This is a genomic window from Aeromonas sp. sif2433 (assembly GCF_019218705.1).
Taxonomy (GTDB): domain Bacteria; phylum Pseudomonadota; class Gammaproteobacteria; order Enterobacterales; family Aeromonadaceae; genus Aeromonas; species Aeromonas encheleia.
Genome location: NZ_JAHUXD010000002.1, coordinates 140,082 through 154,908 on the forward strand (window position 1 = coordinate 140,082; position 14,827 = coordinate 154,908).

Annotated in this window: 14 protein-coding genes; 12 read left to right on the forward strand and 2 right to left on the reverse strand. The window is 64.2% G+C overall.

Annotated features, from left to right (window positions below; genetic code table 11):
* Window positions 1-137: 137 nt before the first annotated feature.
* Both KW825_RS03650 and KW825_RS03655 read left to right on the forward strand, forming a co-directional pair.
* Entirely contained in the window at window positions 138-797 is a 660-nt protein-coding gene (locus tag KW825_RS03650; RefSeq protein ID WP_218291917.1) for a DUF2057 domain-containing protein, read from the forward strand.
* Between the two features lie 70 nt (window positions 798-867).
* A complete protein-coding gene (locus tag KW825_RS03655) occupies window positions 868-1,764 on the forward strand; it encodes a histone deacetylase (protein ID WP_218328269.1) in 897 nt (298 codons plus the stop codon).
* A 179-nt stretch (window positions 1,765-1,943) separates the two neighbouring features.
* Here KW825_RS03655 and KW825_RS03660 read toward each other — a convergent pair whose 3' ends face one another.
* Window positions 1,944-3,092: an MFS transporter gene (locus tag KW825_RS03660; RefSeq protein ID WP_218328270.1), complete on the reverse strand. Its 1,149-nt coding sequence runs from the start codon at window positions 3,090-3,092 to the stop codon at window positions 1,944-1,946.
* A 250-nt stretch (window positions 3,093-3,342) separates the two neighbouring features.
* Here KW825_RS03660 and KW825_RS20500 point away from each other — a divergent pair, with 250 nt between their 5' ends.
* Complete coding sequence (locus tag KW825_RS20500; RefSeq protein WP_256353764.1) at window positions 3,343-3,471, forward strand: hypothetical protein; 129 nt, start codon at window positions 3,343-3,345, stop codon at window positions 3,469-3,471.
* 144 nt (window positions 3,472-3,615) lie between these two features.
* On the opposite strand, the gene ylqF is transcribed toward KW825_RS20500, so the two are convergent.
* On the reverse strand, window positions 3,616-4,566 hold the full coding sequence (ylqF, locus tag KW825_RS03665; RefSeq protein WP_042654573.1) for a ribosome biogenesis GTPase YlqF: 951 nt from the start codon (window positions 4,564-4,566) through the stop codon (window positions 3,616-3,618).
* A gap of 309 nt (window positions 4,567-4,875) precedes the next feature.
* Here ylqF and KW825_RS03670 point away from each other — a divergent pair, with 309 nt between their 5' ends.
* The 9 genes from KW825_RS03670 to KW825_RS03710 all read left to right on the forward strand — a co-directional run bounded on the left by KW825_RS03670 (window position 4,876) and on the right by KW825_RS03710 (window position 14,756).
* Window positions 4,876-6,267 (forward strand): alkaline phosphatase, encoded by a 1,392-nt coding sequence (locus tag KW825_RS03670; RefSeq protein ID WP_218328271.1) that lies wholly within the window; start codon window positions 4,876-4,878, stop codon window positions 6,265-6,267.
* Between the two features lie 22 nt (window positions 6,268-6,289).
* Complete coding sequence (locus tag KW825_RS03675) at window positions 6,290-7,669, forward strand: alkaline phosphatase (protein ID WP_371315777.1); 1,380 nt, start codon at window positions 6,290-6,292, stop codon at window positions 7,667-7,669.
* A 45-nt stretch (window positions 7,670-7,714) separates the two neighbouring features.
* Complete coding sequence (locus tag KW825_RS03680; RefSeq protein WP_218328506.1) at window positions 7,715-8,398, forward strand: hypothetical protein; 684 nt, start codon at window positions 7,715-7,717, stop codon at window positions 8,396-8,398.
* Window positions 8,399-8,478: 80 nt separating this feature from the next.
* Window positions 8,479-9,213: an ABC transporter substrate-binding protein gene (locus KW825_RS03685; protein ID WP_218328273.1), complete on the forward strand. Its 735-nt coding sequence runs from the start codon at window positions 8,479-8,481 to the stop codon at window positions 9,211-9,213.
* A 230-nt stretch (window positions 9,214-9,443) separates the two neighbouring features.
* Window positions 9,444-9,839, forward strand: a complete 396-nt coding sequence (rnk, locus tag KW825_RS03690) for a nucleoside diphosphate kinase regulator (RefSeq protein WP_033131171.1) — start codon at window positions 9,444-9,446, stop codon at window positions 9,837-9,839.
* Window positions 9,840-10,044: 205 nt separating this feature from the next.
* Window positions 10,045-10,635 carry a transcriptional regulator UhpA gene (gene uhpA / locus KW825_RS03695; protein WP_033131170.1) on the forward strand — a complete coding sequence of 197 codons (591 nt, stop codon included), beginning with the start codon at window positions 10,045-10,047 and terminating at the stop codon, window positions 10,633-10,635.
* Window positions 10,632-12,149, forward strand: coding sequence for a signal transduction histidine-protein kinase/phosphatase UhpB (gene uhpB / locus KW825_RS03700; RefSeq protein ID WP_218328274.1), 1,518 nt, complete (start codon window positions 10,632-10,634; stop codon window positions 12,147-12,149). The genes uhpA and uhpB overlap by 4 nt, the downstream gene beginning before the upstream one ends.
* A 27-nt stretch (window positions 12,150-12,176) precedes the next feature.
* Window positions 12,177-13,511, forward strand: a complete 1,335-nt coding sequence (locus KW825_RS03705) for an MFS transporter (RefSeq protein WP_218328275.1) — start codon at window positions 12,177-12,179, stop codon at window positions 13,509-13,511.
* Between the two features lie 456 nt (window positions 13,512-13,967).
* Entirely contained in the window at window positions 13,968-14,756 is a 789-nt protein-coding gene (locus KW825_RS03710; RefSeq protein WP_218291922.1) for a transporter substrate-binding domain-containing protein, read from the forward strand.
* The last annotated feature ends 71 nt before the right edge of the window (window positions 14,757-14,827 follow it).

The following is a 14,827-nucleotide window of genomic DNA, read 5'->3' on the forward strand; positions in this document are numbered from 1 at the left end:
CCTGACTTATTTGATAGACAAGTCAGTAGCCATCCCGCCGGGGGCGCCATAAACGCCTATTGCTGCTGTGGGGCAAACCTGCAAAAATGAGCCCCTATTTTTCAGTGGGCAATCGCCTGACTGTTCAAGGAGATGAAATGAAACTGACTGTTCTGGTGCCGGCCCTGGCTGGTCTGTTGTGGGCAGGTAGCGCCCTGGCAAGTAGCCAACTGGAAATAAGCAATCCCTACGTGGTGCAGTTACTCGACGGCGTGACCATCAATCCCAAGCTGCTCGACAAGACCAGCAGCTTCCCCATCGGAGCCGGCAAGCACCAGCTGGTGGTAGCCTTCGAAGGCAACTACTCCAACCGGAACGACATCAAGCTGGTGACCGCCGAGCCGCTGGTGATCAACTTCACCGCCGCCGACAACCAGACCCTGATGCTGGATTACAAGAAGCCCCGTACCGAAGAAGAAGCCAAGCAGTTCGTGAAAGAGCAGAAGGTCGTCCTCAAGGACAAGAGCAGCGGCCAGGCCCTGGCCAGCGAGCAGTTCGTCATGCCGACCGTGGGTGGCTTCCAGCTGACCCGCGACTACCAGCAAGAGCTGCTCAAGATGGGCAAGGCCTTCAACCAGCCAACCGCCGTTGCCGTCTCCAGCGCCGCCGTGATGGCCGCCGCCAGCGCCCCGGTCGCAGCCGCACCGAGCAAGGCCCAGAGCAATCCGGAAGCCCTGACCCAGCTGCAAAACTGGTACAACAAGGCCGATGCGGAAACCCGCAAAGCCTTCCAGATCTGGGTGATCCAGCAGCAGTAATGGCGTCTTCATGCCAGCAAATAAGGGGGAGCCTGGCTCCCCTTCTTCATATCCGCCCCCGCCTGATCCCATGTCCCTTCGCATCTTTCATCACGCCACTTACTCCGCCCTGACGCTGCCCGAGCGCCACCGCTTTCCGCTGGCCAAGTATCAGGCGCTCTACCAGAGGCTTCTGGCATTAGGGTATCCGCTGGAGGAGGCCCGCCCCGTCCGCCATGAACAGCTGGTGCGGGTTCACGACGCCGACTATGTGCAGGCGGCCCTGGCCGGTCGGCTCGACGAGCAGGCCATCCGCCGGCTCGGTTTCCCCTGGTCGCCCCTGCTGATCGAGCGCACCCTGCACTCGGTCGGCGCCACCCTGGCGGCCAGCCGCCATGCCCTCGCCCAGGGCTGTGGCCTGCAGGTGTCCGGCGGCTATCACCATGCCCACAGGGCGCATGGCAGCGGCTTCTGCCTGTTCAACGATCTGGTGATCGCGGCCCGGACCTGTCTGGATGAGGGGCGCTGCGAGCGGGTGCTGATCGTGGATCTCGACGTCCATCAGGGGGATGGCAGCGCGGCGCTGTGCGCCGGCAGCCGTGACATCATCACCCTCTCCCTGCACGGCGAGCACAATTTCCCCCGCGACAAACCGGCCTCCCACCTGGACTTCGCCCTGCCAAGCGGCATGCAGGACGATGCCTACCTCGACACCCTGGCCCAGGCGCTGTCACTGGCGCTGCGCCTGTACAGCCCCGATCTCATCCTCTATCAGGCCGGAGTCGATGTGCACCAGGCCGATGAGCTCGGCTATCTCGCCCTGAGCGATGCAGGGGTGCGCCAGCGGGACGCCATGGTATTCGACTGCGCGTGGCAGCAGGGCCTGCCCATCGCCGCCGTGCCGGGGGGCGGTTACCGGCGCGACTGGCCACAGCTGATCCCGCTGCACCTGTCCCTGTTTGAAGAGGCGAAAAAACGCTACGGCTAGCACCCCTGCCCCGCGTGCCAGATCCTGATAACAACAAGGCGGCCCCGGGGCCGCCTTGTTGTTATATAGCGCACAACTGCGCCATGCTGAGCCTGTCATCAGAGCCCAGCCAGGACATGACACGGCGTCATCCATGGCTCTCGGCGCCCTTTTCCATCAGGGATGTGCCGTCAGGGCCATCAGGCATGTGCCACCGGCGTCGGATGTTCACCCATGGGACGCAGCAGCATCAGCAGATAGATAAACGACACGCTGGCTATCATGATAAACAGCAGGTTATCCGAGTAGTGCTGCATCAAGAGCGCGGTGTAGGCCGGGCCGAGCAGGCTGCCGATGGTGTAGCTCAACAGCAGCGCCTGATTCATCGCCACCAGCTGATGCTGCTCGACCTTCTCGCAGGCCCAGGCCATGGCCACCGGATAGAGGGTAAAACCGGCGGCGCCCAAGATGAAGAGCGCCGGACCCATCGCCACGGCACCGAGCATCGCCAAAGCGCCCAGGATAACCACCAGCACCTGCATCCGCAGCACCGGCAAGCGACCGAACCTGTCCGCCAGACGGCCTATCGGCCACTGCCCCAGGATGCCAGCACTCACCATCACCGCCATCCAGTAGCCAATACCGGCATCACTCACCCCCTGGTGGTTCAGGTAGAGTGGCATCAGGCCATAGAGCGACCCCAGTACTATGCCGGATATGATGCAGCCATTGACCCCAAGACGCGCCTGACGCAGGCGCAGCATCGGCCACACCCGGGTTGTCCCCTGCTGTTCGCTGTGCTCGTTGACAATGCGGGTGAACAGCAGCGGCAGGATCGCGGCCAATACCAGGCCAGTCACCCAGGGCAACACATCCATCAGACCGGTCGGCAGCGTGCTGACCAGCAGTTGCCCGAGCACTGTCCCCATGTAATAGACCATCATGTAGGCGGCGAGCAGGCGCCCCCGATTGCGCGCGTTACCGCTGCACATCAGCGCACTCTCAACCACCACCCAGATCATGGCGCAGCCGACGCCTGCGAAGAATCGCCAGATAAGCCAGCTCCAGAAGCCAAGGGTGAGCCCTAACCCGACACAGCCTGCGGCAAAGAGGGCGGAGGCCAGGTAGTAGCTGCGGTTGAACCCGACGCGCTTGATCAGCGCTCCCGCCAGCAGGGTGCCCAGCAGGTTGCCGCTGAAATAGGAGGAGCCGACCATTCCCACCTGCCAGGTCGGCAGATTGTCATGGGCGAGCCAGAGCGGTACCAGGGTATTCAACACCGCGATGGCCAGGGTCAACAGCAGCAGGCCACAGAGCAATAACAGCACTGGCCGGGAGTATGTGGTCATGGATAAAACCGTGAGGAGAGTCAAAATGCGAGCGCATCATGCCACTGCCAAATCCATTGTCAATCGGCACTGAACGAGCGGCAGCCAGGTTTGGCTTCGCACAGGCGTTGCCTCATTGATCTGCCCCCTGCAACGCCTGCTCAGCAGCAGGATTATCCCATTGATTAACTGGGCCTTGGGCTAGCAGGGAAGGGATATGGTCGATTGAGGATCCTCATCCATCTTTTAGCGACGGTATGAAGGTGAAGACGTGCTGCTGGCGCTGCGCGAGGAGGTGAGACGGCAAAAAGCAGGAGGTGACGGCGACCGGCGCGACTGGCCGCTGCTGATCCCGCTGCACCTCTCGCCGTTTGAGGAGACCCACAGGCACTTCGGCTGAGGCCATCCCTGAGCCTGGTCCCATCAATAAAAGAGGCGACCCTGGGGTCGCCTCTTTTATTTGCCTCGTCAGAATGGGCCTCCGGTCGTCCGATCAGGCTGTGCCAGTCAAACCCATGGACCCGTCTGAATGAAGGCTGGATGTTTACTTCTGACGCTTCTTGGCGTACTTGCGGCGGGCGCGCGCCTGGCGCTCCTCTTCCCGCTCGGCCTTCTCCTTGGCCTTCTCCTCAGCCTCTTCTGCTGCCGCAACTATCTCGGCGCTCACCATCTCCGGGGTCTCCAGCGAGATGCGACCGAGCAGGCCGGAGCGGAACTCGTTGACCAGGATCTCGGACGCCTTGTGCAGATCGGCCAGGCCCCCTTTGCGCACGAAGGCGCGCTGACGGGCGATCATCTCCAGCAGCTCGATCTCGGTCTCCGGCAGATCCGCAATCTGGTAGCGCGCCTTGATGCGCTCCGGATAGGCCTTGATGAAGTAATCGGCGGCGAACATGGCGATGTCGGCATAGTCGAATACCGTGTCCTTGATGGCCGCGGTGACCGCCAGCCGATAACCGCAGGAGGGCGGGTTCAGCTTGGGCCAGAGGAAGCCCGGGGTGTCGGTCAGGATGACGTTGTTGTCGAGCTTGATCCGCTGCTGGGACTTGGTCACCCCCGCCTCGTTGCCGGTGCGGGCTATGGTGCGCCCCGCCAGGGTGTTGATCAGGGTGGACTTGCCCACGTTGGGGATGCCCATGATCATGGCCCGCACGCCACGCAGGTCGAAGTTACGCTCCGGCAGCATCTCGTGGCACAGGGCCAGCAGGTTCTTGATCTTCTCAGGCTCCTGCTGGGTCAGGGGCAACGCCTTGATCCCCTTCTCTTTCTCCATGTGCGCCACCCACAGCTCGGTGATCGCCGGATCGGCGAGATCCGCCTTGTTCAGCACCTTGATCACCGGGGTATCACCACGCAGCTCGGGCACCAGTGGGTTTTCGCTGGAGAAAGGGATGCGGGCATCGAGCATCTCGATGATGACATCGACCTGGGGCATGACCTCGGCAATCTCTTTGCGGGCCTTGTGCATGTGGCCGGGGAACCAGTTGATGGACATATCCGTTACTCTCTAAAAGGGGCTGCGGGCGCGCTGTGGCGGCTGGAGCGGACGTCGGGCGTCGCAAGGGGGCGCATTTTACCTGCTGGAGCCCCAATTTGACAGGCCATTCTAGCCCGTGGCACGGGAACCACCAAGCCGGCGGTCGGGTCGGGTCCGGGGTGTCGACCGCCAGGGTGCCTACATAAATAAGTGATTGATACAACATCACATTTAAATCCTGCCTTCATCGGATTGTCATCCACATTCACTAAAAGTGTCATCTGATCCCTCTAGGCTTCGCTCAGGTTTTACAAGGAGCGAACCCCAATGAGAAAAATGGCAGGACTTGCATTGATGATCGGCGCCGCCCTGGCCGCCGGCTGCAACTCCACAAACGACAGCGACACCCCTGAACCCAGCGCCAAGAATGTGATCTTCTTCCTCGGCGATGGCATGGGCCTCAACACCCTGACCGCGGCCCGCATCTACGGCGTCGGGGAAGAGGGCAGTCTCACCATCGACACCCTGCCGGAGACGGCCTTCATCAAGACCTTCTCCCACGACTCCCAGGTCACCGACTCGGCCCCCTCCATGGCCGCCTACATGACCGGGGTCAAGAGCAACAACGGCGTCATCAGCATGGACAGTGATGCCACCCAGGAGAGCGACTGCAGCCAGAGCGCCGGCAAGCCGGTCACCACCCTGCTGGAGCTGGCCAAGGCCGACGGCCGCGGCACCGGCGTGGTCACCAGCACCCGGGTCACTCACGCCACCCCGGCCGCCACCTACGCCCACATCTGCAACCGGGATCTGGAGGCGGACATCGCCGCCCAGCTGGTGCCGGGCGGTGCCGGCTACAACGGCGCCTTGAAAGAGGGGCTGGACGTGGTGCTGGGGGGTGGCAGCAGCTTCTTCCTGCCGGCGGCCGACCAGGGCAAGCGGGAGGATGGCCGCAACCTCATCAGCGAGATGCAGGCCAAGGGCTACCAGTTCGCCAGCAACCTGGATCAGCTGAACCAGGCCGAGGCGGGCAAGCCGCTGCTGGGGCTGTTTGGCTCCAGCCACATGAAATATGACCTGGACAGGCCGGCCAGCGAGCCGTCACTGGCCCAGATGACCCTGGCTGCCATCAAGCAGCTCAAGGACAAGGAGAAGGGCTACTTCCTGATGGTGGAAGGGGGCCGCATCGATCACGCCCTGCACGACACCAACGCCAAGCGCGCCCTGCAGGACACCCTCGCCTTCGACGACGCCATCAAGGCCGCCATCGACGAGGTGAAGAAGACCGACCCCGAGCTGAAGAACACCCTGATCGTGGTCACCGCCGACCATGACCACACGCTGGTGCTCAACGGTTATGCCAAGCGCACCGGCAAGACTACCGCCGACAACCCGGGCGTGCTCGGGCTGGTGAAGAACTACGAAACCGGCGAACCGAGCAAGGATGCCGACGGCATGCCCTACACCATCATCGGCTTCGGCAACGGCTACAACCGGGTGGATGGCTCGCGCAGCAGCGTGGCCGCGCTGGACGATGCCACCGTCTCGGCCGACGACTATCACCAGGAGGTGGTGGTCAAGGTGGGCGACATAGGCAACGAAACCCATGGCGGCACCGACGTCTTCCTCGGCGCCATCGGCCAGGGAGCGGACAGCTTCCACGGCTCTCTCGACAACACCGCCGTGTTCGGCAAGGTCAAAGCTGCGGCCAAGCTGTAAGGAGCATTCCATGAGAACAAGCATGACAACAACCATGAAAAAGACCCTGGTGTGCACCGCCCTGTTCGGTGCCCTGGGTGGCCTGTCCCAGGCCCAGGCCAGCGACGCCAAGAATGTGATCCTGTTTATCGGTGACGGCATGGGCCCCACAGTGCTCACCGCCACCCGGCTGTTCAAGGTGGGGGAAGAGGGCAATCTGGAGATCATGAAGCTGCCCCGCAGCGCCCGCATCAAGACCTTCTCCAACGACGCCCAGACCACGGACTCGGCCCCCTCCATGGCGGCCTACACCACGGGCGTCAAGATGAACAACGAGGTGATCGCCATGAGCAGCGACACCCAGGCGATCGCTCCGGCTAAGGACATCAACGGCAACAAGGGCATCAACAACTGCACCGGCGACAACGGCACCCCGGTGCCGACCATACTGGAGCTGGCCAAGGCGGCGGGTAAATCGGTCGGTGCCGTCACCACCACAGAGCTGACCCATGCCACCCCGGCCGCCACCTACTCCCACATCTGCCACCGGGACGCGGCCTACGCCATCGCCGAGCAGGCGGTACCGGGCGGTGCCGGCTTCAACACCGCGCTCGGGGACGGGGTCGACGTGCTGATGGGGGGCGGTGCCAATCACTGGACGCCCTACAGCGCCAGCAACAAGGGCGGCCGGGCCGATGGCCGGGATCTGACCGCCGAGCTGAGCGCCCAGGGCTATCAATACGTCACCACCCAGGGCGATCTGGCCAAGGTCAGCAGCGGCAAGGTGCTCGGCCTGTTCAGCGCCAAGTCCCACCTCGACTACGAGTTGGACCGCGTCGCCAAGGGCGCCGCCAATACCCAGCCGTCCCTGTCCGAGATGACCGCCAAGGCGATCGATCTGTTGAGCCAGAACAGCCAGGGCTACTTCCTGATGGTGGAGGGGGGTCGCATCGACCACGCCCTGCACGCCACCAACGCCAAGCGCTCCCTCACCGATGCGGTGGCGCTGGATGAGGCGGTCAAGACGGCGCTCGGCAAGGTGGACCTGAGCGATACCCTGATCGTGGTCACCGCCGATCACGACCACACCATGACCATCAACGGCTACTCCGCCAAGGGCAACAAGGTGCTGGATCTGGTCAAGAACGGCGACGGCACTACCCAGAACGACGTGGATGGCAAGCCCTTCACCACCCTGGTATTCGGCAACGGTCCCAACCGCGCCGACGTGCGCCCCACCCTCACCAGCGATCAGGTGATGGCGGACGACTACCTGCAGGAGACCGGCGTCAAGCTCGGCGCCGAGACCCATGGCGGCGGCGATGTGATGCTGTTTGCCGATGGCGCGGGCAGCGACCGCTTCAAGGGCACCTTGGACAACACCAAGGTGTTCGGCAAACTGCGGGAGGCGCTCGGCCTGTAAGTGGCAGGGGCCCGCACGGGCCCCTGCTCTTTCGAGCGACAGATGATGAGAAGACTCTTGCTCCCCTTGCTGCTACTCGGCAGCACCCTCTTTACGCAGGCGCGGGCCGACGAGGCGCCGGATCTCGCCGCCCGCATCAGTTATCAGGACAGCGTCACCGGCAGCGACGGCATAGCCCGGGCGAACCAGTGGCAGGAGAAGTGGATGCGGGTCGGCAACCAGGTGTGGAGCCAGCGGTTGATCCCGCTGCCCCTGGCCCGCGCCTACCACGCCAGCCACGACGCCAACCCCGGCCACAAGCACTTCACCCACCAGATGGCGGCCCGCTGGGTCAGCCGCGCCGAGGATGGCGAGCTGCAGCTGCGCTACGCGGATGCCTGGCACAATCAGCTGGTAGAGGTGCCCGCCGAGGAGTATGGCCAGGTCGCCTTCAAGCCCGACTGGACGCGCATTCGCCATCTCGTGGATCCCGCCCTGCTGCAAGGCATGACCGCCCTCGACGAGACGGCGCCCGATCAGGCGCGCTGGTACGAGAAGCGAGAGGGCAAGCAGCGCACCCGCATCCTCTGGTCGAGCCAATGGCAGATCCCCCTGGTGGTGGAGTCCGCGAGCCTGGACGGCTATCGCAGCTACCGCATGACGCTGACCCTCAAGCCGCTGCCCAAGCAGCTGCCCTGGCAGCAGCTGGACGACTACCAGACCCTGGACCTGCGCGACTTCTTCGACTGAGGGCGCCCCCGCCACGGGAGGCGCTCACTTTACGGGCAGAGATGGTACACTTCGCGTACTCATCCTTGTCCCGGTCCGTTATGCGTATTTCCGTCTTGCTGCTTGCCTTCGGTGCCCTCTGGCTGACCACGGAGTCAGCCCACGCCGTGACGGTCATCGCGGCCGAGGTGCCCCCCTATGTCATTCGTTCCTACCAGGGCGCCCCGAGCGGCATGGCCATCGAGGTGCTGGAGGAGGCGGCCCGCCGCCTGGATGAACCCCTGACCTTCGAGCTGATGCCGATGGCCCGCGCTCTCATCCAGACCCGCCACCGGCCGGACGTGCTGCTGTTGCCGCCGGTGCGCAGCCCCCAGCGCGAGTCCCAGTTTCTCTGGATAACCCCCCTGCTGGACGAGGCCTTCGTGCTGGTCAGCCACCGCCAGCATCATCCCGCCCCGCTCACCATCGAGGAGCTGCCCGCGCAGACCATAGGGGTGATGCGCGGCTCCTATGGCCAGAGCCTGATCCAGTCCATCGCCGAGACCAGGGTGGAGCCGGTGGCGGCGGAGGCCAACAACGCCAACAAGCTGGCGCTGGGCCGCATCCAGGGCTGGGCCGTGGCCTGGAACACCGCCCGCTATACCCAGCAACAGGCCGGCTTGCCGCTGGCCAGCCTGGTGCGCGGCGAGACCCTGCAGCAGACGGCCATCTACCTCGCCGCCCATCCCGACTTCCCGCCCAAGGAGGCAGCGCGCTGGCGCAAGGCGATCCAGGCCATGCGCCGGGACGGCAGCCTGGCCAGCATCATCAAGCAGTACGATTATCAGGCACCCTGAGCCCTCGGCCGGGGCAATTGCCAAAGCCGTCCAGAATGGTTATGGTATCCACATGAAAGCGCTCATGATTTTTTCAAGTCTGCTCACACCCCATTGAGCCCCCGCCCTCGCCCCTGACCGCGAGTCGTTCGGGGGCACCGCCTGTGCGATCTCTTTACAACTTCTGACTTTTTCGACCGACCAGCCTGCCCGCCATCCTGGTCCTGTCCGCCATTGATAAGGAATGCCCTATGAAACAACCTCATCTCGTGATCTCCAGCCTGGATCTGGATCGCATCGAACAGTTGCTCGGCAACCACCCCCAGCACCTTGCCCTGCAAGAGGAGCTGGATCGCGCCGAGATCCGCGAGCCCGCCGACATGCCGCCGGACGTGGTGACCATGAACAGCACGGTGCGCTTCAAGATGCAAAATAGCGGCTCCGAGTTCTGCCTGACCCTGGTCTATCCGAAGGATGCCCAGGGGGACGAATCCAAGATCTCGGTGCTGGCACCGGTCGGCAGCGCCCTGCTGGGCCTGAAGGTGGGTGACAGCATCGCCTGGCCAGGTCCCGCCGGTCGCACCATCCAGGTCGAGATCCTGGAAGTGGTCTACCAGCCGGAGCGGGCGGGCGAGCTGCACCGCTAGTCGCCGCGGACGCGCGTCAGCCTGCTCGGGGCGGCGCGTCCCTTGCTGAGCGGCCAGGCGCCTGTCCTCCTGATCCCGATCAAGCTTTGGGTGCGCGCCGCCACTTATCTTGGTCACTCTTTATCCTCCCCCTTGAGCCTGACCTCGGCCGCGGGTATCTTGTTGGCCGCGCCAGCACCCTGGCCGCAGATTTCAGGCTGACATCATGATAAAAATTGCCCTCATCGACGATCACCAGATCGTCCGCTCCGGCTTCGCCCAACTGCTCAATCTCGAACCCGATCTGCGGGTCGTTGCCGAATTCGGCAGCGCCGCCGAGGCGCTGGCGGGCCTGCCCGGCAGCGGCGTCCAGCTGTGCGTGTGCGACATCTCCATGCCGGATCAGTCCGGGCTGGAGCTGCTCAAGCGCCTGCCCGCCGGCCTCGCCGTGGTGATGCTGTCGGTGCACGACAGCCCGGCGCTGATCGAGCAGGCGCTGCAGGCGGGGGCCAAAGGCTTTCTCTCCAAGCGCTGCAGCCCGGAGGAGCTTATCGCCGCGGTACGCACCGCCGCCCACGGCGGCTGCTACCTGACCCCGGACATCGCCCACAAGCTCGCCAGCCACAGCCGGGATCCCCTCACCAACCGGGAGCGGGAGGTGGCGCAGCTGCTGGCCCGCGGGCTGGAGGTGAAGGCCATCGCCGAGCAGCTCGGGCTCTCCCCCAAGACGGTGCACGTCCACCGCGCCAACCTGATGGACAAACTCCAGGTCAGCAACAACGTGGAGCTGGCCCACCGCATGCTGGACAGCTGGTGATCCCCCGTATTGCCAGCTATGTCGCCATCTCGCTGGCGGCCTGCTTCATCTTCGCCGCCGGCTGGTTCTGCCTGTGGAGCATCGGCCTGCACCTGGCGGGCGGCCCGGTGCTGGCGGTGCTGCTGTTCCCGTTCGGGCTGCGGCTCGGCTTGCTGCTGCAGAGCCCCCTCGCCTACTGGCCGCCCTTGCTGCTGTGTGAAACCCTGCTGCTCTATTGGCTCGACGGCGAGATAGGCCTGCCAGCCTGGCCGCTGATCCAGGCCGGCACCCTGCTCACCCTGCTGCCGCTGCTCATCGCCCGCCGCCAGCGGGTGCGCAACGACTGGCAGCAGCTGCTGGTACTGCTGGCCACCGTCACCGCGGCGGCGCTGCTGCAGTCCCTGCTCTGGCACCTGGCCGGGGAGGATGGGCTCACCGCCCTGCTGCTGACCCTGACCGGCGGCCTGACCCTCACCTCCACCTGCATGCTGATCTGGCACTACCTCACCCGCGCCACCTGGGTGCCACTCGGTCCGGCGCTGATCGATCAACCGGTGGACTGGCGCTTTCGCCACCTCATCTGGTACCTGCTGCTGTTCGTGCTCAGCCTCTGGCTGCAGCTCGGCCTGCCGGACTCGCTGGTGCGCTTCACCCCCTTCTGCCTCGCCATCCCCATCATGGCCATGGCCTGGCGTTACGGCTGGCAGGGGGCCCTGCTCGCCACCCTGATGAACACGGTGGCGCTGATGGCGGGCCAGGCCTGGCACGATCACCCGCTTGACCTGCTGCTCTCCCTGCTGGCCCAGAGCCTGACCGGCCTGCTGCTCGGCGCCGGCATCCAGCGCCAGCGCGAGCTGAACCAGGCGCTGACCCGCCAGCTCGCCCACAACCGCCAGCTCACCGAGCGACTGCTGGAGACAGAGGAGAGCATCCGCAAGGAGGTGGCCCGCGAGCTGCACGACGACATAGGCCAGACCATCACCGCCATCCGCACCCAGGCGGGGATAGTGCGCCGGCTCGCGCCTGACAACCCTGGGGTCGGCCAGAGCAGCGCCCTCATCGATACGTTGTCGCTCGGCATCTATGACGCCGTGCGCGGCCTGCTCGGCCGGCTGCGTCCCCGCCAGCTCGACGACATGAGCCTGGAGCAGGCGGTGCAGAGCCTGCTGCGGGAGCTGGAGCTGGAACGCCACGGCATAGTCACCCGGCTCGAATGGCGGCTGGCGGACGAGGATCTCTCCGATGCCCAGCGGGCCACCCTGTTCCGGGTCTGCCAGGAGGGCCTCAACAACGTGGTGAAGCACGCCAACGCCAGCTCGGTCCGCATTCGGGCCCAGCAGCAGGGGGAGCGGTTGCAGCTGCTGCTGGAGGACGACGGCTGCGGCCTGCCCGAGCAGACGGCCCAGGGCTACGGCCTGCTCGGCATCCGCGAGCGGGTGCAGGCGCTGGGGGGCAACCTGCAGCTCTCCTGCCTGCACGGCACCCAGCTGACCCTGAGCCTGCCCAGCCGCAAGCGAGATGAGCCCCATGCGTAACGACCCACTCCGGACGAGCCCAGTGCCATGCTGAACTTTATGAAGAGCCGCCCGGCCGCCCCCCTGGTGCGGGATCAGCGCGAGATCGATGCCAGCTATCGCCACTGGCGCCTGCACATCCTGCTGACCATGTATCTGGGCTACGCGGTGTTCTACTTCACCCGCAAGAGCTTCAACTTCGCCATGCCGGACATGCTGGCGAGCGGCATGCTGGACAAGGCCGACATCGGCATGCTGTGGACCCTGTTCTACCTCACCTACGGCTGCTCCAAGTTCTTCTCCGGCATCATCAGCGATAGGGCCAACCCCCGTTACTTCATGGGGCTGGGGCTGATGGCGACCGGGGTCATCAACATACTGTTCGGCCTCTCCTCGTCGCTCTGGCTGTTCGCGGCGCTCTGGGTCGCCAACGCCTTCTTCCAGGGCTGGGGCTGGCCCCCCTGCTCCAAGCTGCTGACCAGCTGGTATTCCCGCACCGAGCGCGGCTTCTGGTGGTCGGCCTGGAACACGGCCCACAACGTGGGCGGCGCGCTGATCCCGCTCATCGTCAGCACCATAGCCCTGCAGCATGGCTGGCGCTACGGCATGATAGTGCCGGGGCTCATCGCCATACTGGTCGGGCTGATCCTGTGCTGGCGACTGCGGGATACCCCGAGCACCCTGGGGCTGCCCACGGTCGGCGAGTGGCGAAGCGATGCGCTGGAGATAGCCCAACAGACCCAGGATGCCGATCTGACACCGCGCCAGATCCTGCACAAGTACGTGCTCGGCAACCCCTACATCTGGCTGCTGGCCTGCTGCTACGTGCTGGTCTACGTGGTGCGTACCGCCATCAACGACTGGGGCAACCTCTACATGACGGAGCAGCGCGGCTTCAACCTGATGAGTGCCAACTCCGCCATCTCCATGTTCGAGGTGGGGGGCTTTATCGGCGCCCTGGTGGCGGGCTGGGGATCGGACAAGCTGTTCAACGGCAACCGGGGGCCCATGAACCTCATCTTCGCGGTGGGGATACTGCTTGCGGTGGGGTCGCTGTGGCTGATGCCCTTCTTCAGCTATGTGATGCAGGCGGCCTGCTTCTTCACCATCGGCTTCTTCGTGTTCGGCCCGCAGATGCTGATCGGCATGGCCGCCGCCGAGTGCTCCCACAAGGATTGCGCCGGGGCCGCCACCGGCTTCGTCGGCCTGTTCGCCTACATGGGGGCGGCGCTGGCGGGCTATCCCCTGGCCAAGGTGATGGAGATCTGGCACTGGAACGGCTTCTTCGTAGTGATCTCGGTGGCGGCCGGGGTCTCGGCCCTGTTGCTGCTGCCCTTCCTCAAGGCCCAGGCGCCACGTCCCCTGCTCACCGAGCCGGCCTGACGGCGGCGTTCGGGCCGGCTCCTGATAGTCGAGGTCCCCCTCCCCCGCCTCCTGGCCGTTGAGCTCCCCGCGCCAGCCCACCGCGGCCGAAGAGGGGTCATCCGACTATGGTTCGTCATCATCAAGCCCATTTGATTCCCGTTGATCCGGCGAAAGTGCCCCTTATAAGCTTTTGGACTTGAACCCACGGCGTTAGATGGATATGTTGTTTTCATGTGGTTTTATGAGCCAGGCCGCGAGGAAAAAGTCGCACTAACCTATTGAGTCATCTGGCACAATCGGCTTTTGGTACATTTTTCACTCAGCACGCCATTCATAGAATCTCATATGGGGCTTCTACCCAACTCAAGACAATAATCCTGTCTTGCCTGTTGCCGGATGCAGCAGTCTCTTGTGCCACGGAGTCGCACGGGATCAGGTTCAAGGCCGAACACACTTTCGACAGAGACGTCACTTATGATCAAAAAACTCATTCTCTCTACCCTGCTGCTGTGCGGGCTGGCCAATGCCGCCCCCAGCTCCACCCTGGATGCCGTGCTGGAGCGCGGTGTGCTGCGCGTCGGCTTCGATGCCGGCTATCAACCCTTCGAGATGACCAACAAGCAGGGCCAGTACATCGGCTTCGACGTGGACCTGGCCAAGATGGTCGCCAAGGAGATGGGGGTCAAGGTCGAGTTCGTCAACACAGCCTGGGACGGCATCATCCCGGCCCTCTTGACCGACAAGTTCGATGTCATCATGGGTGGCATGACGGTCACCCCCCAGCGCAACCTGCGCGTCAACTTCGCCGACCCCTACATAGTCGTCGGTCAGACCATAGTGCTGCGCAAGGACAAGGCGGGCGAGATCAAGTCCTTCCAGGATCTCAACGATCCCAAGTACAAGATCGCGGTCAAGCTCGGCACCACGGGCGAGCAGGCGGTCAAGCGCATGATCCCGAAAGCCACCCTGCTGCAGTATGAAACCCAGGACGACGCCAAGCTGGAAGTGATCAACGGCAAGGTGGATGCCTTCATCTACGATCTGCCCTACAACGCCATCTTCGCCTCCCAGAATCAGGGCGCCGTGGTGCACCTCGACAAGCCGTTCACCTTCGAGCCGCTGGCCTGGGCCATCCGCAAGGGGGATCAGGACACCCTCAACTGGCTGAACAACTACCTGCGCCAGATCAAGGGCGACGGCAGCTACGACCGCCTCTACAAGAAGTGGTTTGAATCCAACGCCTGGTTGAATCAACTCAAATAACCTCTCAAGGGGCGGCCCGGCCGCCCCTTCACGCAGTTCCCCACACAATAACGACAAGAGAGGTTGTGACA

Bases quoted from the DNA above. Each gene is read 5' to 3' on its own strand.
- KW825_RS03655 (WP_218328269.1), top strand. From the start codon at position 868: ATGTCCCTTCGCATCTTTCATCACGCCACTTACTCCGCCCTGACGCTG.
- KW825_RS03705 (WP_218328275.1), top strand. From the start codon at position 12,177: ATGCTGAACTTTATGAAGAGCCGCCCGGCCGCCCCCCTGGTGCGGGAT.
- ylqF (WP_042654573.1), bottom strand. From the start codon at position 4,566: ATGTCCATCAACTGGTTCCCCGGCCACATGCACAAGGCCCGCAAAGAG.
- KW825_RS03680 (WP_218328506.1), top strand. From the start codon at position 7,715: ATGAGAAGACTCTTGCTCCCCTTGCTGCTACTCGGCAGCACCCTCTTT.
- KW825_RS03660 (WP_218328270.1), bottom strand. From the start codon at position 3,092: ATGACCACATACTCCCGGCCAGTGCTGTTATTGCTCTGTGGCCTGCTG.
- KW825_RS03650 (WP_218291917.1), top strand. From the start codon at position 138: ATGAAACTGACTGTTCTGGTGCCGGCCCTGGCTGGTCTGTTGTGGGCA.
- rnk (WP_033131171.1), top strand. From the start codon at position 9,444: ATGAAACAACCTCATCTCGTGATCTCCAGCCTGGATCTGGATCGCATC.
- uhpA (WP_033131170.1), top strand. From the start codon at position 10,045: ATGATAAAAATTGCCCTCATCGACGATCACCAGATCGTCCGCTCCGGC.
- KW825_RS03685 (WP_218328273.1), top strand. From the start codon at position 8,479: ATGCGTATTTCCGTCTTGCTGCTTGCCTTCGGTGCCCTCTGGCTGACC.
- KW825_RS03670 (WP_218328271.1), top strand. From the start codon at position 4,876: ATGAGAAAAATGGCAGGACTTGCATTGATGATCGGCGCCGCCCTGGCC.
- KW825_RS03710 (WP_218291922.1), top strand. From the start codon at position 13,968: ATGATCAAAAAACTCATTCTCTCTACCCTGCTGCTGTGCGGGCTGGCC.
- KW825_RS03675 (WP_371315777.1), top strand. From the start codon at position 6,290: ATGACAACAACCATGAAAAAGACCCTGGTGTGCACCGCCCTGTTCGGT.